This window comes from Paenibacillus sp. 01T443 (assembly GCF_056398325.1).
Map to the genome: position 1 here is coordinate 573,389 of NZ_JBFTPE010000005.1, position 16,837 is coordinate 590,225.

Below are 16,837 nucleotides of genomic sequence, written 5' to 3' on the forward strand. Positions count from 1 at the left end.
TTTAGAACTATTTTCCAGAAAACGGCATGCCATTTAGCCCATTCTCAATAACGCATAAATATGGTTATCTAGAGAATGTCGGAATATATCGTTTTTTATAATTTAGGGGGATATTTTATGAAGCGTTTCGCGCTTATCGCAATGGTCATCACCGTTTTTTGGGCAGCACTTTCGGGCTTTCCCGCAAATGATCACGTAACGGCTGCAGCCTCAGCGCCGATATTCAAAGATATTAAAGGTCATTGGGCGGAGAAAACGATCGGTGATATGGTAAAACAAGGGATTTTAGACGGATATCCAGATGGGACCTTCCGCCCACAGGAGCCGGTGAAAGTAGACCAATTTATCAAAATGCTCGTGCTTTCGTACACTGACCTGCATCAAAACGGTTCACGGAGCTGGAACTCGCAGTTCCTTCAATCGCTTTCTGAGGAAAATCAAGCGATTCTGAAGCAGGATTACCGATATTTCGACTTTAAACCAAGTTCGGCCGGGTACTGGGCCAAGCTTTATATTGACGTAGCAAGCGATCTTCATTTCCTTAATAAGAGCAGATACAACGATTTTCAAGCCGATATGACGCGCGAGAACGTGGCTGAGATTATTTATTATACGCTTCAAGAAACGGAATTTCTTGAAGACGGCTTGTTCGGCCAGAAGATGGCCCAAGCCTACGGCGACCTTATGGGCGCCTCCGAGCGTGAACAGAAATTTATTGCCGAGACGCTTGTGAAGGGCATCATGCAGGGGTATCCGAACGGCTTCTTCGGCGTCGGGGATAAGGTAACCCGTGCAGAATCGCTGGTGATCCTGAACCGCCTCACCGACAAATCGAAACGCTTAGCCATAAAAGTATCACCCGAGAAGCTGGAGCGAGTCGTCCCAACTGTTGGCGGAGGCAAAAAAATCATTGTATTCCCGGACAAACGGATGTGGGATGCCTATGAATCCCTCCTGCTCGCGGGACAGCTGCGCGGCTCGAATCATGATCTATACGAAACAACGCTGCGTCTGTTCAAAGATCAAGCAGAGAAGGACAGCGTCCTTAACCGTCCGTCCGGTTCTTCTTCCATTAATGAAGAGGCGTCCGTCTGGCTCGATCCGCAGTACAACACCTACGGCATCACCGTTAGGCTTCGCGAAGGCACGCTCGCCCGCAACAAAGAGGTGGTCGAGCAATTCGCCAACCAACTGTTCGGCTATAACGCATCTGCGTTCAAAGAGCTCTTCAACGATATTTGCAAGCGTGTTGAAGCAGGCGCCAAGGTAGCGTCTCAGCAAATGCTGATTGGCACCGATAATGTCAATATTCAAGTTGACACAGCAGCAAAGACGGTGATTTTCTCGATCGCAACGAAAAAATAAAGCAATCCCATGTTTAAACAAGCTGCTCCTCGGTTAATGACTAGGAGCAGCTTGTTTATTTAGCAATCCTTCTGCAACATTCGATTCGCGGGTGCGTCTATGCAGCTATCGACAATATGAAGAGGAGGAATACGGTATGACACCAATCCAAATCAAACAAAATAAGAGCTTGAAACGAAAAAGAAAGCTTGCAGCAGCACTTGCTGCTTCCATGCTTCTGTCAACGGCGCCAGCGGCAGGCTTGCTCCCCGGAGCAGGATCCGCTGCAGCCGCTGCAGCCATGTTAAATGTCGTCTCCCAGCCATTCTTTATTGACGGTAAGCGCACAGACGTGCCCACAGCTATCGTCGATGGCGAAACCTACATCAGCCTCCGTGCGCTTAATGAAAAGCTGGGCCTTTCAACAAGCTGGGATTCCAAGACAAGATCGGCCGTCGTCACCGGACGCAACCGCGTTCTCATAGCGTCTCCGGTCAATGGCAGCTATGAGCTTAACGGCCAGCGCGTATACGGCAGCCAAGCGATTTTGAATAACGGCTCGACCTTTCTGCCGCTTCGCTTTCTGCTGGAGCGAATGGGCTATGTCATTTCCTATGACGCCAAAACGCGCACGATAACCATTCAGACCATCAACGAGAACAAACTTAACTTTGCTACAAAAACGATCAGCAAAGTAACGGAGAAACAATCTCTGCTCATTCATTACCCCGTCATCTCCGGGTATGAGAACGACGAAGGCCAGAGCAAGGTCAATGCCTTCTTGAAAAAAGAAGCTGAAGCCTTCGCCGTCTCCGGACAGCAGTCCCTTACCCAAGCTACGCAGGAGAGTGAACAATTGCAATCGGATAATCCCGATATCGATTACCCGCCGGTAGCCTATGAAGGGAATTACACCATCACCTATAACGAACAGGATAGGCTCAGCCTCTTTGTCGATTATTATATCGACCTCGGCGGCGCACACGGCACAACCGTACGCATTCCCTATACATTCGATTTAAAAACAGGCGAGACGGTGTATCTGAAGGAAGCCGCTGGCGGCAATGCCGATTACGTAACCATAATAAATCAATCGATTAATGCGCAAATCAAGGCGAGAAAGCTTGATCTCATCAGTCCATTCGAGGGCATCAAGCCGGATCGTCCCTTCTACCTCAGACATGGCGCGATCGTCATCACCTTCGAGCAATATGAGTATACCGCTTACGCACAGGGTATGCCGGAATTCACGATACCTTTCAGGGCGTTTGAATAGCGAGCGCATCAGTTAATAGCAAAATAAACCTAGCAGGCAATCGCCTGCTAGGTTTTGTTTGTTTGTAAGGCGCCCTATTCCTCCGGTTCCAGCTCGCATTCTGACAGCGTGAGCATTCGGGTGCGATGCTTCCATTTGTGTCCGATGAATATAGCAAGAAACAGCGGAATGCCTACATAAGACGCAATAATATAGGCCCAATCGATTCGTCCGTCATGCAGCGCCCCAATGAATTGTCCACCGATCACCACAATGCAAAGAAGCATAGCAAGGATCGGTCCAAAAGGAAACCATTTGGCGAGATAAGCCAAATCCTCCAACTTCCGTCCTTGGTAGACGTACGCTTTACGAAAGCGATAGTGACTAATCGCAATACCGAGCCAGACGATAAAGCCGGACATCCCTGAAGCATTAAGCAGCCACACATATACAACCCCGTCGCCGAAAAAAGAAGCCAAAAACGCAAGCATGCCCAGCGCTCCTGTGGCGATCAGCGAAGCAACCGGTACTCCGCGTTCATTCAGCCGCGCGAGAAAACGCGGCGCCTTGCCTTCCTTCGCAAGCACCCATAGCATGCGCGTGGAAGCATACATACCTGAATTGCCTGCGGACAAAACAGACGTCAGAATCACCGCGTTCATAATGGAGGCAGCAACCGCAAGTCCCGCTTTCTCAAAAATAATCGTAAACGGGCTCGTCGAAATATCCCCGCTTGCCAGTTGTTCGTTCGAATACGGGATCAGCATGCCGATCAGCAGGATAGCCAAGATGTAGAATAAGAGGATGCGCCAAAAAATTGAACGGATCGCACGTGGAATATTTTCGCGCGGGTTCTCGCTTTCCCCAGCCGTAACCCCGATCAGCTCCGTCCCTTGAAATGAGAAGCCCGCCGCCATAAACACGCCTAACGTGGCTAGAAAACCTGCGGGAAACGGATTATCCGTCAGATTGCTTATGCCTACGGCTTGTCCGTTCCAAATGCCGATCACCATCAATAAGCCTATCGCGATAAAGATAATAACCGTGATGATCTTGATCATCGCGAACCAATATTCCGACTCTCCATAGCCCTTAACAGATAGGAGGTTAAGGCCCAGCATTAGTAGCAGAAACAGAGCGCTCCACAAAATAGAGGGACTGTTCGGAAACCAAAATTTCATAATAAGCGTAGCAGCCGACAGCTCCGCGGCGATCGTAATCGCCCAGTTGTACCAATAGTTCCAACCTAGCGCAAAGCCAAGCGAGGGGTCGACAAACCGGGTCGCGTAAGTGCTGAAGGTTCCCGATACCGGCATATAGGTAGCCATTTCCCCCAAGCTCGTCATGAGAAAATACACCATGACTCCAATCAGCGCATAGGCAAGCAGCGCGCCTCCCGGCCCCGCGGAGTGAATAGCACCGCCGCTTGCGAGGAAGAGCCCTGTACCGATAGAGCCTCCCAGCGATATCATCGTCATATGCCGAGCCTTTAGCCCCCTGCGCAGCGAGCTCGAGCCTTCCTGTTGTTTACTCAGAGCGCAACACTCCATTCTCCACCATGATTCGAATCGTAAGCACATTTATTCTTTCCTCAGTTTGCTGAAATTTCCGTTTTTTATCCATTTGGTCTAATCGAAATCCTACAATTGTACTAACATAAATGCCAAATTCTAATATATAATGAGTAAGTATGAAATCGATGCGATTATGAAAGGAATGGTACGATGTTTGGAAAATTAGCTGCAGATGCGCTCGGATTAAGCGATATTGGCGCGATTATTAAGCCTGAAGATTTCAGCAAGGCCGATTCTGACGACTATGTCATGCATGAGGATAACGAGAAGATCTATTTTCTGATCAAATCGAAAACCGATGAATATTGCTTTACGAATCTCGCTCTCATCCATTTGGACGGCACAAGCGCACTGAGCAAGAAGCGCACGCTCAAGCGTTATTCATACAGCGCTAATCAGATTTCGCAGGTTGCGCTCGAAACAGCGGGCACCGTCGATCTTGACGTTGAAATCAAGTTCACGATTGGCTCCGTTCCTTTCTCAATCGATGTAAACAAGAAGCATATCGAAGAGCTTAAGGACCTGTACAAAGCACTTATCAAAATTTCCGAAATTACCCGCGAGAATGAAATCTCGCTTGAATATGCAAGACGCAGCCTTGATCTCGCATCCACTACGCTGCAGCAATTCCACAAAGGCGATTTCAATGTTGTCGAGCAATTCGACGGCCTGAACAAATCCGCTTTCAACTGGCTGGTCAACACGCATAAGCAGTATCGCGTGAAGGACTTTGGCGCGATTTTCGAGCGTTATATTAACAACTAATTTTGTCAACGAATAGGAAATACAATTGAAGCAGATCAGCTGTTATAAGCTGGTCTGCTTTTTTATTTGGGCATGGCAGCGTTTTTATGTTATATAACCTGACATTAATATTGCGCAAACCTAACTTTCACGTATATATTAAATGAAAGAGTGACGTTTATATCCCATGCAAAGAGGTGAAGCGACTTGCCAGGAGAACTCATATTAACCGTAGACGATGAAGTTAGAATCGGCGAGCTGGTCGGCATGTATTTGTCCAAGGACGGCTTTCGCCATTTGAATGCAACAAGCGGAAAACAAGCGATCGAGTTAATTGAAAACGAGGAACCCGCGCTCATCGTGCTTGATGTTTTATTGCCCGATATGGAAGGTTATGAGCTTTGCGCCAGGCTGCGCCAAACGACGGATGTCCCCATTGTATTTCTCACCTGCAAGGACACTGAAATCGACAAGGTGGTCGGGCTAAGCGTAGGCGCGGATGATTACGTCAGCAAGCCCTTCAGTCCGATCGAGCTGGTTGCCCGAATTAAAGCACAGCTGCGCCGCAACCGAATCGTCTATAAACGGCAATCCGACGCCATCCCCTCAACGATCATTTCGTCCGCGCATGTACAGCTGCGCATCGACGCGCATGAGGTTTACGTGGATGGCAAGCGAATCGAGCTTTCCGCGAAGGAGTTCCAGCTTCTCGCTTACCTCATGCAAAACGCACGCCAAGTGCTTACGGCCGAGCGCTTACTGACTCATATTTGGGGATACGAAAGCAACCTTGACACCAAAACCCTTCAAGTGCACATCGGGCATTTACGTAAAAAAATAGAGCTAAACCCTTCTTCTCCATCGCGTATCAAAACCATTCGCGGCATTGGATACAAGTTCGATGAACCCATTAAAGAGCATTAGAGCACTTCTTCGGCCGCGCACCTTTGCTTTCCAGATGCTTGCGGCTATGCTGACCGTCTCCCTGATCCCGCTTTTGCTATTATCCGTATTCGCAGGACAAACGGTAACCTCACAGCTCAATCACTTCAATGAGCTGAATACCGCTTTAATCGAAAAAAATTACATAAGCATGTACGAAGCCAATATTGAAGAGCAGGTCCGCGCCATCGATACCGAGCTTCGGCTTGTCGAGGATGCAGTCCTGCTCTCCAAGGCGCTCGCCGAATCTATTTTTTCAGCAGATAGCAGCAAAGATGTACAGCCCATTGCCTTTAGCTATGACCCGGAGAAGAAAAGGTTTACCGAGGCGCATTCCGATGGCATGGGGGTCATTTCCATTCGAACAGATAACCCGCTCCAGTATCCATCGCCAGAGCAGGCTTACGACCTGGCGCTGAGCAAGGCTTTGTTTCCTCTGTTCCAATCGGAATCCTCGCGGAAGCAAAATATCGTGTCCATGTATTATATCCATCCGAAATCAGGTTCCTTTTATTATCCGGAATATACAGGACAGGATTCCGATGCGCTGCCAAAACCTATCAACGAGCTTACATCGTACAACTTCTATTCAGACGCCCTGAACGTTAGGCCAAAAAAGAATCAGGTGGCATGGACAAAGCCGTACCTCGATATCACGCCAAGAGGCTGGATGTTTACCGCGACAACGCCCGTTTATGATGAGAACCGCGTACTCAGAGGCGTGGTTGCCGCCGATGTGACGATTGAACGTTTCGTAAATAATGTGCTCAATACGAGATTCGGAGATGAGGACGGCATCGCGTTGCTGCTCGATACCGATCATGAGCTCATTGCCGCCCAGCAGCATGGCGCGAATGAAATCGAGCAGCTCGATTTAGCCGTCCTCTTCAGCAAGGACACGTTAAACAGCTTCCGCAGCATGCAGCTCGGTGGGCAGCAGAAGGTCGTATTCAGCCGAGCTATCCCGTCTACGAATTGGATACTCGGCTATATCATTCCGGAAAATAAGCTCCTTGAGCCGATTCATTCCGCTACGGAGCAGCTCTCTTCTCAAACAGGAAAGCAGCTCATCATTCAGTTGTCCCTGCTTGGTTTCGTCGCCGTCGCTCTATGCATCCTGCTTTCTTTCTATTTGCGCTCAAAGGTTTCTAGACCCGTCAATCTGCTCGCTGGCGCATTCGCCGAAATGGGCGAGGGCCAGTTCACTTCTGCCCTCAACGATACACGGACGTTGGAATTCAATCAGCTGCTGCGTTCCTTCAATCGTATGTCGCATAAAATTCGCGAGCTCATGGAGCAGCAGACCGAGCTTAACCAACACCTTGAGCATAAGGTAGAGCTGCGCACGGAAGAGCTGCGTGACATGAATAATGAACTGGAAGCGCGCGTAGATGAGCTCCTGCGATTAGAGCATTGGCGAAAGGAGCTGTTCATGAATATTTCGCATGATTTGAAGACGCCGATTACATTAATCCGCGGTTATATAGAGGCGATAAATGACGGGACGATTAGCGGAGAGGATACGGGTATCTTTTTGCGCAGAATCTATGAGGACATCCAAACCATTAATCAGTTCGTTCGCAACCTAAATGAACTGAGCTTATTGGAGACTCGGCAGTTGGAAGCCCAATTTACCGTTTTTGCAGCGGATGTTTTCTTCCATGACATGGCTAAGAAATGGGAGGCTTACATGAAGCTGGAGCAGCGTCCCTTCCAGACGAGGCAGCTCGCAAACGGCGGCCGATTACGGGGAGATCCCCATCTCATCAGCCGAATTATCGACAACCTAATTGATAATGCCATGAAATATTCAGAGGCCGGCAGCCCCATCAACTTCACGCTGGAACTTACAAATCATGCTGCGGTCTTCCGCGTCATTGATAGCGGAGCAGGCATACCGGAGGATGCGCTGCCTTATGTATTCAACTCCTTTTATCGAGTAGATAAGTCAAGAAACAGCGGCATACCGGGGAGCGGACTCGGCTTATCGATCGCCAAGGAAATTGCCGACATTCATGGCGGCCAGCTTACGGTTATGTCGAGTGATCAGAGCGGCCGCGGCTGTATTTTTTCACTAACATTGCCACTAATGGATGATTTACATTCATGTATATCTAATTCGTAATAGCCGCGGATGTCTGATCAAAGATTATATGAATGAAGCTTAGTTACGGTCAATAACCGAACCGCTCAAATGAAGCTCGGTAGCAACTGTCGGATCGTCGAAGTCCATAATCAGCGTAGTGAGTAATGCTATAAACAATAGAAAGAGACTGCCGGCAGCAATGACTCGGCAGTCTTTTTCTATAATGTAAAGTATTTTAAAAAAACAACTGCATTCAAGCTAATAGACACATAACGCCGCTATTGTTCGGGAATGAAAAAAAAACGTTTTGCATCTTATTATAATTTATGGAAACTTTTACCTCGACAACCGCGTCTAAGTATATACTATGCTTTTGGAATTCATGAAGAATATCCATATGGGAGTGAGTGTTATGAATATCATTAAAAAATCGTTAGGCCTAGCCCTCTCCATTTCGATTGTGCTCGCGACGACTGCAGCATTGGCAGCATGCAGCAATGAGGAAATGCCGAGACCATCAATTACGCCCGAGAGCACTGAACCGCAGAAGGTTGCTGAAGAACCAACAGAAACATCATCAATGGAGGAGGCGCCAACCAATGAAGCTCCATCGCTGGAAAACATCGCTACCAAGGATGCAGAGAAGTACCTCGATGCGCTGAAGAAGGAAGACTTACTATTATTGTCCAGCTTGATGGCGCATGCGGAAAATGAATATACCCCTGAAACGATGAAGATCAGCATCGAAGGATTTCGGCTGCATTTCGACAAATTGACGGACCTGAAGCTATCTTTCGAATCCAATGAGCAGAATGAAGATTATTTTATAGAAAATTTCATGATTACCGGCATGAAGAAAGGGGAAGTACGTTCCGTTCCTTTTCAAATAAAGTACTACAAGAATAACGGAACCCCTGCTGCACAAGATGATGATCATCGCGAGCCTTTGTACGTTTCTCCACTGATCAATCAGTACCCACATGTCATTAGTGAAACAGAAAGGTACTTACAAGCCATACTCCAGGAAGATGCGGAGAGTTTAATTTTGCATCTGGGATTATATAATCAAACAGAGGAAGACAAAACCACAGCTCGCAACTTGCTTAAAGCTTATGGAGAACAATTGGACCTAACAACTACGAAGGTCATACCCGTAAATTATAATGAGAAAACGAAGCTATTTCTATTCGACTTTCAGGATAACAAGGAACACTCACACCGCATTCAAGTGGATGCCGATACCTCGACAATCATAGACGACTGGGCTTCAGATCAATGAGTTAACGACTTCTATGAAACATCGCAATAACCACCAGGATGGCTTCAAATCCGAAAAACAGTCCGTTCATCTGCCACAGCGGCAAATAAACGGACTGTTCTTTTAACTACTTCTTTTACTCTACCTTATTCAAATCCAGCGTCGGTGTCTCGTTAAAGAAATTGAACGGTTTAATCATGGCCGTTACCCACTCCGTAGGCATAATCGGGAATTCCTCTGCCCTCATGACATGCGTTGTTCCTGTCGTCAGCCATACGACCGTATCCTTGTTCTCGATGCTGCGGTTTTGCTGCGTCCAGAGCCCAAGCCCGGTATCTTTATTATGCGTGGTATACTTGCCTTCGGAATATTGCTCTTCCTTCTTGTAAGGCGTTACCCAAATATGATTATTAATAAATTCCGCACGCTTTAAGACATAGTCCGTTTTGGTAAACAGCGGCTCTTCCATAAAGGGATGAGTGCCGCCTGCATAAGGCATGACCTGGTATCCCGTTGCATAGCCCAGCTTGTTTTCCTTGCTCGTATTCGTCACGAGAACAATTTTATCCGGGTCAAACTTCTGAATGGCCTCTTGCTCCAGCTTGTAAGTCTTCTCCACCGTAATCATCTCGCTGCGGGCAAATTCCGGATTTTTAACCGTTATGGCTTTCGGCAAAATCTCCCCGACAGAGTTGGACTCGCCGTCCACGTCCAAATCCAATCTGTAGCTGAAAATATGCTGATGCGTCGGTGCGACAATGTTTGCATCCACCAGCTTGCCATTGCGGGTATCACTTACTGCTGTCTTATCATCCATCGTCTTCGTGGTGACGGCTTTGACCTGAGCAAGACCCGTTGCTCCCGCCATAAGCTTAATCGAACCGTTCTGCAGGAATACCCAGTCAAGCACGTAATCATAGTTGCCGATTGTAGCAATTGCGCGCAGCACCAGCTCGCGGCGTTCTCTCGCTTCGCCGTTATGCGACCATTCCGGGTCGGCGTAACGCTCGAACAAGGCAAATGAATTTTTAATGACCTGTGCCTTACCTTCCGTGTTGTTGATGGCTGCATCGAATAAAGTCGCGTTCTTCGGCACATCGGACCCGATATTAAGCGGCCGAGTCGATAAACCGACGCCGTACTCGCCGGCATCCATAAATATTTTGTACAGCCAAGCCGCGTCCGGGTCACCGTAAGGAACCATCATGCCGCCGAGACCGCCTTCATACATGATTTTGCGTTTGTTCCCGTTCTCCGTATAGGAAACGGTCGAAACCATCGGTCCTACGCGGGGATCAAGGCGGAAGTGGAACTTCCAGTTTTGCCAATCAACCATCGTTCCTTTTACCGAGAAGCTTGCGCCCTTCGGCTGGCTGATGATAAGCGGCTTAATCTCGTCCGTCCGCTTCGTCTTGATCACCTTCGTATAATCATTCGGATCGGTTGGAACCGGCGGATTGCCGGATTCGTAAATTTTAACTACTTTTTTGGCATTCAGATCTACTAGGAAGGCTAGACCGTCCATGGGATGCGCGAAGCTGTTAACAGCCCCTTCAATCTTCGGACGCGGAACCGACATGGCGAGCCGCGAGCCCGGCGGCGTCAGCTCTGGGCCGTAGTCGCCTAGCGGTCCATCCGCAAAGGACACTTTGCTAAGATCCGTAATGCCATGCCTTGCGAGAGCGGCTACCGCCTCCTTATCTTTTTCGACGATCGCTTCCGATTGGCCCCATTCCGTATAGAAAGGCCAGCCCTCTTTCACTTCTTTCCAATACACTACTTTATCCGTATCCAGATTCACCGTTCCTTCGTACGGCTTGTTTCCTTTAATGAGCGTGAAAGTCGCTTCCCTTGTAAGCTTAGCACCGCCCGCATCATCCCAAGCCCACACCTTCTGCTTATCCGGCTCCTCCAGCTTAATTTCAGAGAAGTACATATCCTTGCTGCCATATTGCGATTTGCGGATAATAGCGGCCGCTTCTTCGATCTCTTGCGGGCTTAACGGATTAAGCGGATGGTAAACGATCTTGTCGATCTCTGCCGCACTCAATCGGCCTAGCCCAAGCGCACCCGGAAAAATATTAATAGAAGCGATAACGACAGATGCTGCGATAACGGATACGATCAGCTTTTTCTTTCTCATAGTTTCCCTCCAATTATAATTTCTCTCTAAGTCATTTTCCCTTAGTGATGTTATATACTCTAACATGCGAAGGTAATGAAATAAGGCCGAAAAGGTAAAGGCAAATTAATATATTTCCCTGTTTTGGGTAAAGCTTTTGTACCGGCATAACCTAACAATGCTTATAAAAAAATACCTACCCGAGAAAGTAGAGCTCTCCACTTCCCCCAAGGAAGCCGAGACTCACTTTCGCAGATAGGCATTCGCCAATCGCTTATTAAATTAGATTTTAACGACAAACGGCACCACAACCGTCTTACCCTTGTGCTGAAATTGTCCCCAAATTTTATACAGCCCGTTCACCGGGAAGCTTACGCCAAATACCGCTTGCGGACCCTTAGACGCCCAATTAAGCGGATGGATGTGAATGAACTGCCGCATCGATTGATCAATTGCGACGACATGCCCAACTGCGCCGAGGTACAGCTCCAAATCATCTATCGGCTCCCCCGTTTTCGCATCGGTAAAAGTATAGGTCATGCTTAGCTGCGTCTGCGGCAACGGCTCTTCGGCGAATGTAAGCTCCACCTGCACGCCGTCAACCTGGGCAACCAACGTTTCACTCGGCATCAAGATCGACGGTGCAGGCAGCTCGCCCCGTACACTTACCTCGCCTATGCGCGTCAACTCATTCATCCCTTTAGGCAAAAAATCCGCGTACAGCTTATACGCACCACCTGCAGGAAAGACAATCGGAAGCTCGAATATTCCCTGGCCTTTATACACGGGGTGAACATGCTGGAACTGCTGCAGATCCCCGCTTACGACAATGAGATGAAGAAGCTTCTCGTTTGTGACCTCAAAATCCTCGATCAACTCGCCCTTTCCGCTGCTAACTGTCAAGGCAAGCAGCGACGGAGCACCCGCGACCGGCCCGCCTTGCGGCCAAGCCAGCTGTATCCGCACGTCTTTCTCCGCCGCCGATTCCATTCCCGGACCCGCATGCCGATGCGCAAGTGACAAGGCATACGGATCAAGAAAAGGGTCAGACAAATCACCTGAAGCATTCGAGCGGTTCACTCCTTGCAGCAGGAACGCCGCCATTAAAGCAAGCAGCAATAGCGTCATCATAATGGTCCACTTGTACTTTACCAGCATACCTATGCCCCCACCCTAGTAAATTCACTATGAGGTTATTGTAGCGGTCGCGGGTAAAAGTAAAGCAGCAGCAAAGTAAAGTTAAAGTAAAGTCTTTGTGAAATATACCTACATGCCATAGAAATCCATGGCTGCTTGCAGCCCCTTGCCCGCTTCAAGCTTGTGCCCATGGCGCAGCAGCACGGCCTCCAGAGCACCAAGCGTTAGGAGCACATTTCGTTTGCTGCAGCTGTAACCCATTGTGCCAATACGCCATATTCTCCCCTTCAAGGGCCCGAAGGAGCTGGCGATTTCGATGCCGTAATGGTCCAGCAGCATGGAGCGAACCGATTCTCCGTCTACTCCGGCAGGTATTTCAACGCAGGTAACGACGGTCATTTTGCAGGAAGGGTCACCGTATAGCTGCAGGCCCATCGCCTCTAAACCAGCGATCAACGCACCCTCATGTTCGCGGTGCCGGGCAAAACGCGTTTCAAGTCCCTCTTCCAGCACGAGGCGCAGACCCTCGCGCAGCGCATAAAGCATCGAGGTCGCTTCCGTATGATGATTCAACCGCGCTGGGCTCCAATAGTCCTGAAGCTGGCTCAAATCGAGGTAGTTGCTCTGAATCGGGCGAAGCAGCGGATCATCATCATCAGCGAGCAGCAGCCCTCTTTCGATTCTTTTGCGGCTTTGCAGCTTGGCCTCCGCCCGCTTATTGTACGTAATCGGAGCCATGCCTGCCGGTACGGACAAGCATTTCTGCGTGCCGCCGATTACCGCATCAATAAGCAGCCGGTCCGTCGCTACTTCAATTCCGCCAATCGTGGCAACAGCATCCACAACGAACAGCGCATCCGCCTCTCTGCAAGCCTGCCCAATCCCATCGAGCGGCTGCATGCGTCCGGTCGATGTCTCGCCATGAACAAGAGCCACCAGCTTAGGCTGATGCTCCCTTATTGCACTCACAATTTCCTCCGCTGAGAACACGCTGCCCCATTCCTTTTCCAGCGTTACAACGACCGCTCCGCAGCGTTTAGCGATTTCCGTCAATAAATGCCCGAATCTGCCGTAAATAGGCACAAGCACCTTATCCCCCGGCTCAATTAATCCAACGAGTACAGCTTCGATGCCAGATCTCGACGTCCCGTCCACCGGAAATGCCCATTCGTTCTCCGTCTTGAAGAGCAGCCGCAGCATGCTCATAGTTTCATTCATTAAGGCCGTGAATTCCGGATCAAATTGTCCAAGTATCGGATAAGACATCGCCCGCAGCACGCGCGGATCTACTTCAACCGGCCCCGGCGTCATAATCGTGCGCGGCGATGGCGTTAGATCCTTATAAATCTTCATAATTCTTCCCCCTCATAGCCTAGTCGATAAAGCAGCTCCGTCAGAACAAGCACCCCAACCGCAAGCTCTTGCGGCTCCGTATATTCCTCGGGCGAATGCGAAATTCCGCGCCTGCTCGGCACGAACAGCATGGCAGTCGGACAAATATGCTCGAACATCTGGGCATCATGCCCCGCACCGCTGATCATGCGTTTGGAGGAAATAGACAGGCCTCCACATATATCATCCAGATGTCCTTTAAGACTTTCATTCATCGGCACCGGTTCTTCCCGAAACCATTCCGTGCCCTGCAGCTCCAGCTGGCGCTCACCCGCAATTGACGCAAACTCCTGAAGCACCCAGCGGCAAAAGCTATCCAGCGCTTGCTCGTTGGCATGACGCGCATCTACCGTAAAAATCACTTTGCCCGGCACGACATTCGGCACATTAGGCTGCACCTGCAGTCTGCCGACCGTCGCCACAAGCGGTGAGCCCAGACGAATCGTCTCCTGGCGGAGTGCTTGAATCATCATACTCACACCCTCAAGCGCATCTCTTCGCATATGCATCGGGGTCGTTCCCGCATGATTGGATTCACCGATCACCTCAAACTTCAGCCTACGCTGGCCGGCAATCGTGTCGACCACACCGATCGCGATCCCCTCTTTCTCCAGCACGGCCCCTTGCTCAATATGAACTTCGATAAAGGCGCCGATATCATGGCGGCGACTGTCTCTGCCCGTCCCTTCGCCAAAGCCGCAGCGATGCATCGCATCCGCAAAAAAAACTTCATTCAAATCCTGAAGATGGACAATTTGCTCAAAATTCCGTTTGCCGGCAACACTGCCCGAGCCCCAATAAGCCATCGGAAACCGGCTTCCTTCCTCTTCGCAGAGCGACACGATTTCTAGCGTTCGCTTCGGCTTACCGTAAGTCTTCTGCAAATAATCCAGCGCGAGCATGCCCGCCGCAATGCCATAGGCCCCGTCATAAATCCCGCCCTGCACGACGGTATCGATATGAGAGCCCGTTATAATAGAAGGCGCATCCAAATCCTCACCTTGTAATTTCCCAAATAAGTTGCCTACGTTATCAAATTCCGTGGATAACCCATAGCTCGCCATTTTAGCGGAAAGCGCCTGCTGCGTCTCCAGCCATCCTTCCGTATAAAGCAGCCGCGTAATGCCGCCTTCCTCATCCGGACTAAACGAGGCCAGCCAGTTCAAAACCTGCATAACCTGCGTTTCAAAATGCGATAACATCCGCTCCTTCTCTTGCGGTGAGAGACGCAAACCTCGCTCCATAGCTGTTCCTCCTGTCTTGCCTGCAGAATCTACCTCACCCATCGGCCTCGCTTCACTTCAACTAAACCGCCAGCTTCTCCGTATACCTTATGGCCGCGCAAATAAGTTTCTTTTATCCGGCAATGCAGCTCTTCCCCAATATATGGACTGTGCTTATGCTTCTGATACAAATGCTCTTTCTCCAATATATAAGACCGGTTTAAATCAATCAGCACGAGATCGGCATCTGCGCCTATCCGTATCTCACCTTTAGAATCATGAAGACCAAATCGTCTTGCAGGCCCACCCGAGAGCAAGTCGCTGAGCAGCGTAAGCGGCAAGCCGCGCTTTACATGGCCTTCTCCAATAATGAGCTCTACCGAGCTTTGCGCACCGGCAATGCCGCCCCAAGCATCAAAGAAGTTGTCCGCTTCCTTCATGGAGGCGGGACAAGGCGAATGATCCGATGAGATCATATCGACCGCACCCTCCGCAACGACTCCCCAAAGCTTCTCCCGCTCCGCAAAATCCCGCAGCGGCGGCGAGCATTTGGCAACCGCTCCCTTGTCGTCCAAATCAGCCGACGTCAACATCAAATAGTGGGGACAAGTCTCCACCGTCACATTGATCCCACGTTCACGCGCCTGCAAAATAGAGCGAACGCCCGCCTCGCTGCTTATATGCACGAAATGAAGCGCACAGCCCGTCTGCTCCGCATAAAAGAGAGCCCGGTTAATGGCTTCAAGCTCGGCTATAACGGGCCGCGAGGCTATATAATCAGCAGGTGTCAGCCGTCCTTCCAGCCGCATGTCCCGGCCAAGCTTCGATACGATCGGCTCGCTCTCGGCGTGCAGGGCGAGCACCTTATTCATGCCCGCAATGATTTTCATGCCTTCGAGCAGCGTGTAATCATCTACCTCGCGGAACGCATCCTCGCTCGGATCGCCTGGCGATGACATAAACGCCTTGAACCCGACGACTCCTGCCTCATGCAGCGGTATAAGCTCCTGCAGCTTCCCAGGCACCAATCCGCCCCAAATGGCGTAATCCACATACGACCTATCCTTTGCCGCGGCAAGCTTTTGCTGCAGCGCGCTCACGGTAACCGTAGGCGGAATGCCATTCAGCGGCATATCCACATAAGTCGTGCATCCGCCGGCAGCGAGCGCGGCAGAGCCTGTCTCAAAGCCTTCCCAATCACCTAAGCCAGGCTCATTCAAGTGGACGTGAACATCAATCATGCCCGCCATGACCGTTAGCCCGGATGCATCCGCAATCTGAGCGGCATGTCCTGCGTCAAGCGCTTCGCCAAGCTGAACAATCCGCCCCGCTTTAATGCCGATATCAAGCACCCGGACCTCATTCTTCAATACCACGCTGCCGTTTTTTATGATTAAATCGAGCTTATCCATTCCCGCCATCTCATTCTCCGCCTTTCTCGGTACATGGGTTAAATCTGTGTACCCCACACCTAATTCCATCCCCTGTTGCAGTTTATGAGCAAGTTCGGCCAAATAGTGAAGCAGCCTCTACTAAATTTTCAACCGCTACGCAGCCCCTAACCGCCAAGCGTAAACGACTGTCTCCGTCCTCTGGCGGCACAAGCTCGTTTCGTGGTGAAATATAGGCTTGGTATAAGTTTCAAACTTATACTTTCCTACATTTTAAACAATCAGGCCGCGGACAACGAGGTCCGCGGCCCGATTAGCTAGCATCGATTATGAGGGAGCAGGCCTGCTATCGGCCTGCGTTTTGTTACC

Annotated in this window: 12 protein-coding genes; 6 read left to right on the forward strand and 6 right to left on the reverse strand. The window is 49.8% G+C overall.

What is annotated here, in order from left to right:
• The first annotated feature begins 117 nt into the window (after window positions 1-117).
• Window positions 118-1,365 carry an S-layer homology domain-containing protein gene (locus AC1DLI_RS10185; protein ID WP_477602071.1) on the forward strand — a complete coding sequence of 416 codons (1,248 nt, stop codon included), beginning with the start codon at window positions 118-120 and terminating at the stop codon, window positions 1,363-1,365.
• Between the two features lie 136 nt (window positions 1,366-1,501).
• Window positions 1,502-2,620 carry a stalk domain-containing protein gene (locus AC1DLI_RS10190; protein ID WP_477602073.1) on the forward strand — a complete coding sequence of 373 codons (1,119 nt, stop codon included), beginning with the start codon at window positions 1,502-1,504 and terminating at the stop codon, window positions 2,618-2,620.
• Between the two features lie 74 nt (window positions 2,621-2,694).
• Here AC1DLI_RS10190 and AC1DLI_RS10195 read toward each other — a convergent pair whose 3' ends face one another.
• Window positions 2,695-4,149, reverse strand: coding sequence for an amino acid permease (locus AC1DLI_RS10195; RefSeq protein ID WP_477602377.1), 1,455 nt, complete (start codon window positions 4,147-4,149; stop codon window positions 2,695-2,697).
• A 174-nt stretch (window positions 4,150-4,323) separates the two neighbouring features.
• On the opposite strand from AC1DLI_RS10195, the gene AC1DLI_RS10200 reads away from it, so the two are divergent.
• The 4 genes from AC1DLI_RS10200 (at window position 4,324) to AC1DLI_RS10215 (ending at window position 9,224) form a co-directional block, all read left to right on the forward strand.
• Window positions 4,324-4,938 (forward strand): PH domain-containing protein, encoded by a 615-nt coding sequence (locus AC1DLI_RS10200; protein ID WP_477602075.1) that lies wholly within the window; start codon window positions 4,324-4,326, stop codon window positions 4,936-4,938.
• Window positions 4,939-5,124: 186 nt separating this feature from the next.
• A complete protein-coding gene (locus AC1DLI_RS10205) occupies window positions 5,125-5,841 on the forward strand; it encodes a winged helix-turn-helix domain-containing protein (protein ID WP_477602077.1) in 717 nt (238 codons plus the stop codon).
• A complete protein-coding gene (locus tag AC1DLI_RS10210) occupies window positions 5,819-7,984 on the forward strand; it encodes a sensor histidine kinase (protein WP_477602079.1) in 2,166 nt (721 codons plus the stop codon). Before AC1DLI_RS10205 ends, AC1DLI_RS10210 begins: the two co-directional genes overlap by 23 nt.
• Window positions 7,985-8,357: 373 nt before the next feature.
• Window positions 8,358-9,224 carry a hypothetical protein gene (locus AC1DLI_RS10215; protein ID WP_477602081.1) on the forward strand — a complete coding sequence of 289 codons (867 nt, stop codon included), beginning with the start codon at window positions 8,358-8,360 and terminating at the stop codon, window positions 9,222-9,224.
• A 115-nt stretch (window positions 9,225-9,339) separates the two neighbouring features.
• Here AC1DLI_RS10215 and AC1DLI_RS10220 read toward each other — a convergent pair whose 3' ends face one another.
• The 5 genes from AC1DLI_RS10220 to allB form a co-directional block, all read right to left on the reverse strand.
• On the reverse strand, window positions 9,340-11,346 hold the full coding sequence (locus AC1DLI_RS10220; protein ID WP_477602083.1) for a copper amine oxidase: 2,007 nt from the start codon (window positions 11,344-11,346) through the stop codon (window positions 9,340-9,342).
• 261 nt (window positions 11,347-11,607) lie between these two features.
• The gene (locus tag AC1DLI_RS10225) at window positions 11,608-12,483 is read right to left on the reverse strand and encodes a hypothetical protein (protein ID WP_477602085.1); all 876 of its coding nucleotides are present in this window, start codon (window positions 12,481-12,483) and stop codon (window positions 11,608-11,610) included.
• 108 nt (window positions 12,484-12,591) lie between these two features.
• The gene (locus AC1DLI_RS10230; RefSeq protein ID WP_477602087.1) at window positions 12,592-13,815 is read right to left on the reverse strand and encodes a pyridoxal-phosphate-dependent aminotransferase family protein; all 1,224 of its coding nucleotides are present in this window, start codon (window positions 13,813-13,815) and stop codon (window positions 12,592-12,594) included.
• Window positions 13,812-15,098: an allantoate deiminase gene (allC, locus tag AC1DLI_RS10235; protein WP_477602089.1), complete on the reverse strand. Its 1,287-nt coding sequence runs from the start codon at window positions 15,096-15,098 to the stop codon at window positions 13,812-13,814. The genes AC1DLI_RS10230 and allC overlap by 4 nt, the downstream gene beginning before the upstream one ends.
• Before the next feature lie 29 nt (window positions 15,099-15,127).
• A complete protein-coding gene (gene allB / locus AC1DLI_RS10240) occupies window positions 15,128-16,498 on the reverse strand; it encodes an allantoinase AllB (RefSeq protein ID WP_477602091.1) in 1,371 nt (456 codons plus the stop codon).
• Window positions 16,499-16,837: the final 339 nt, after the last annotated feature.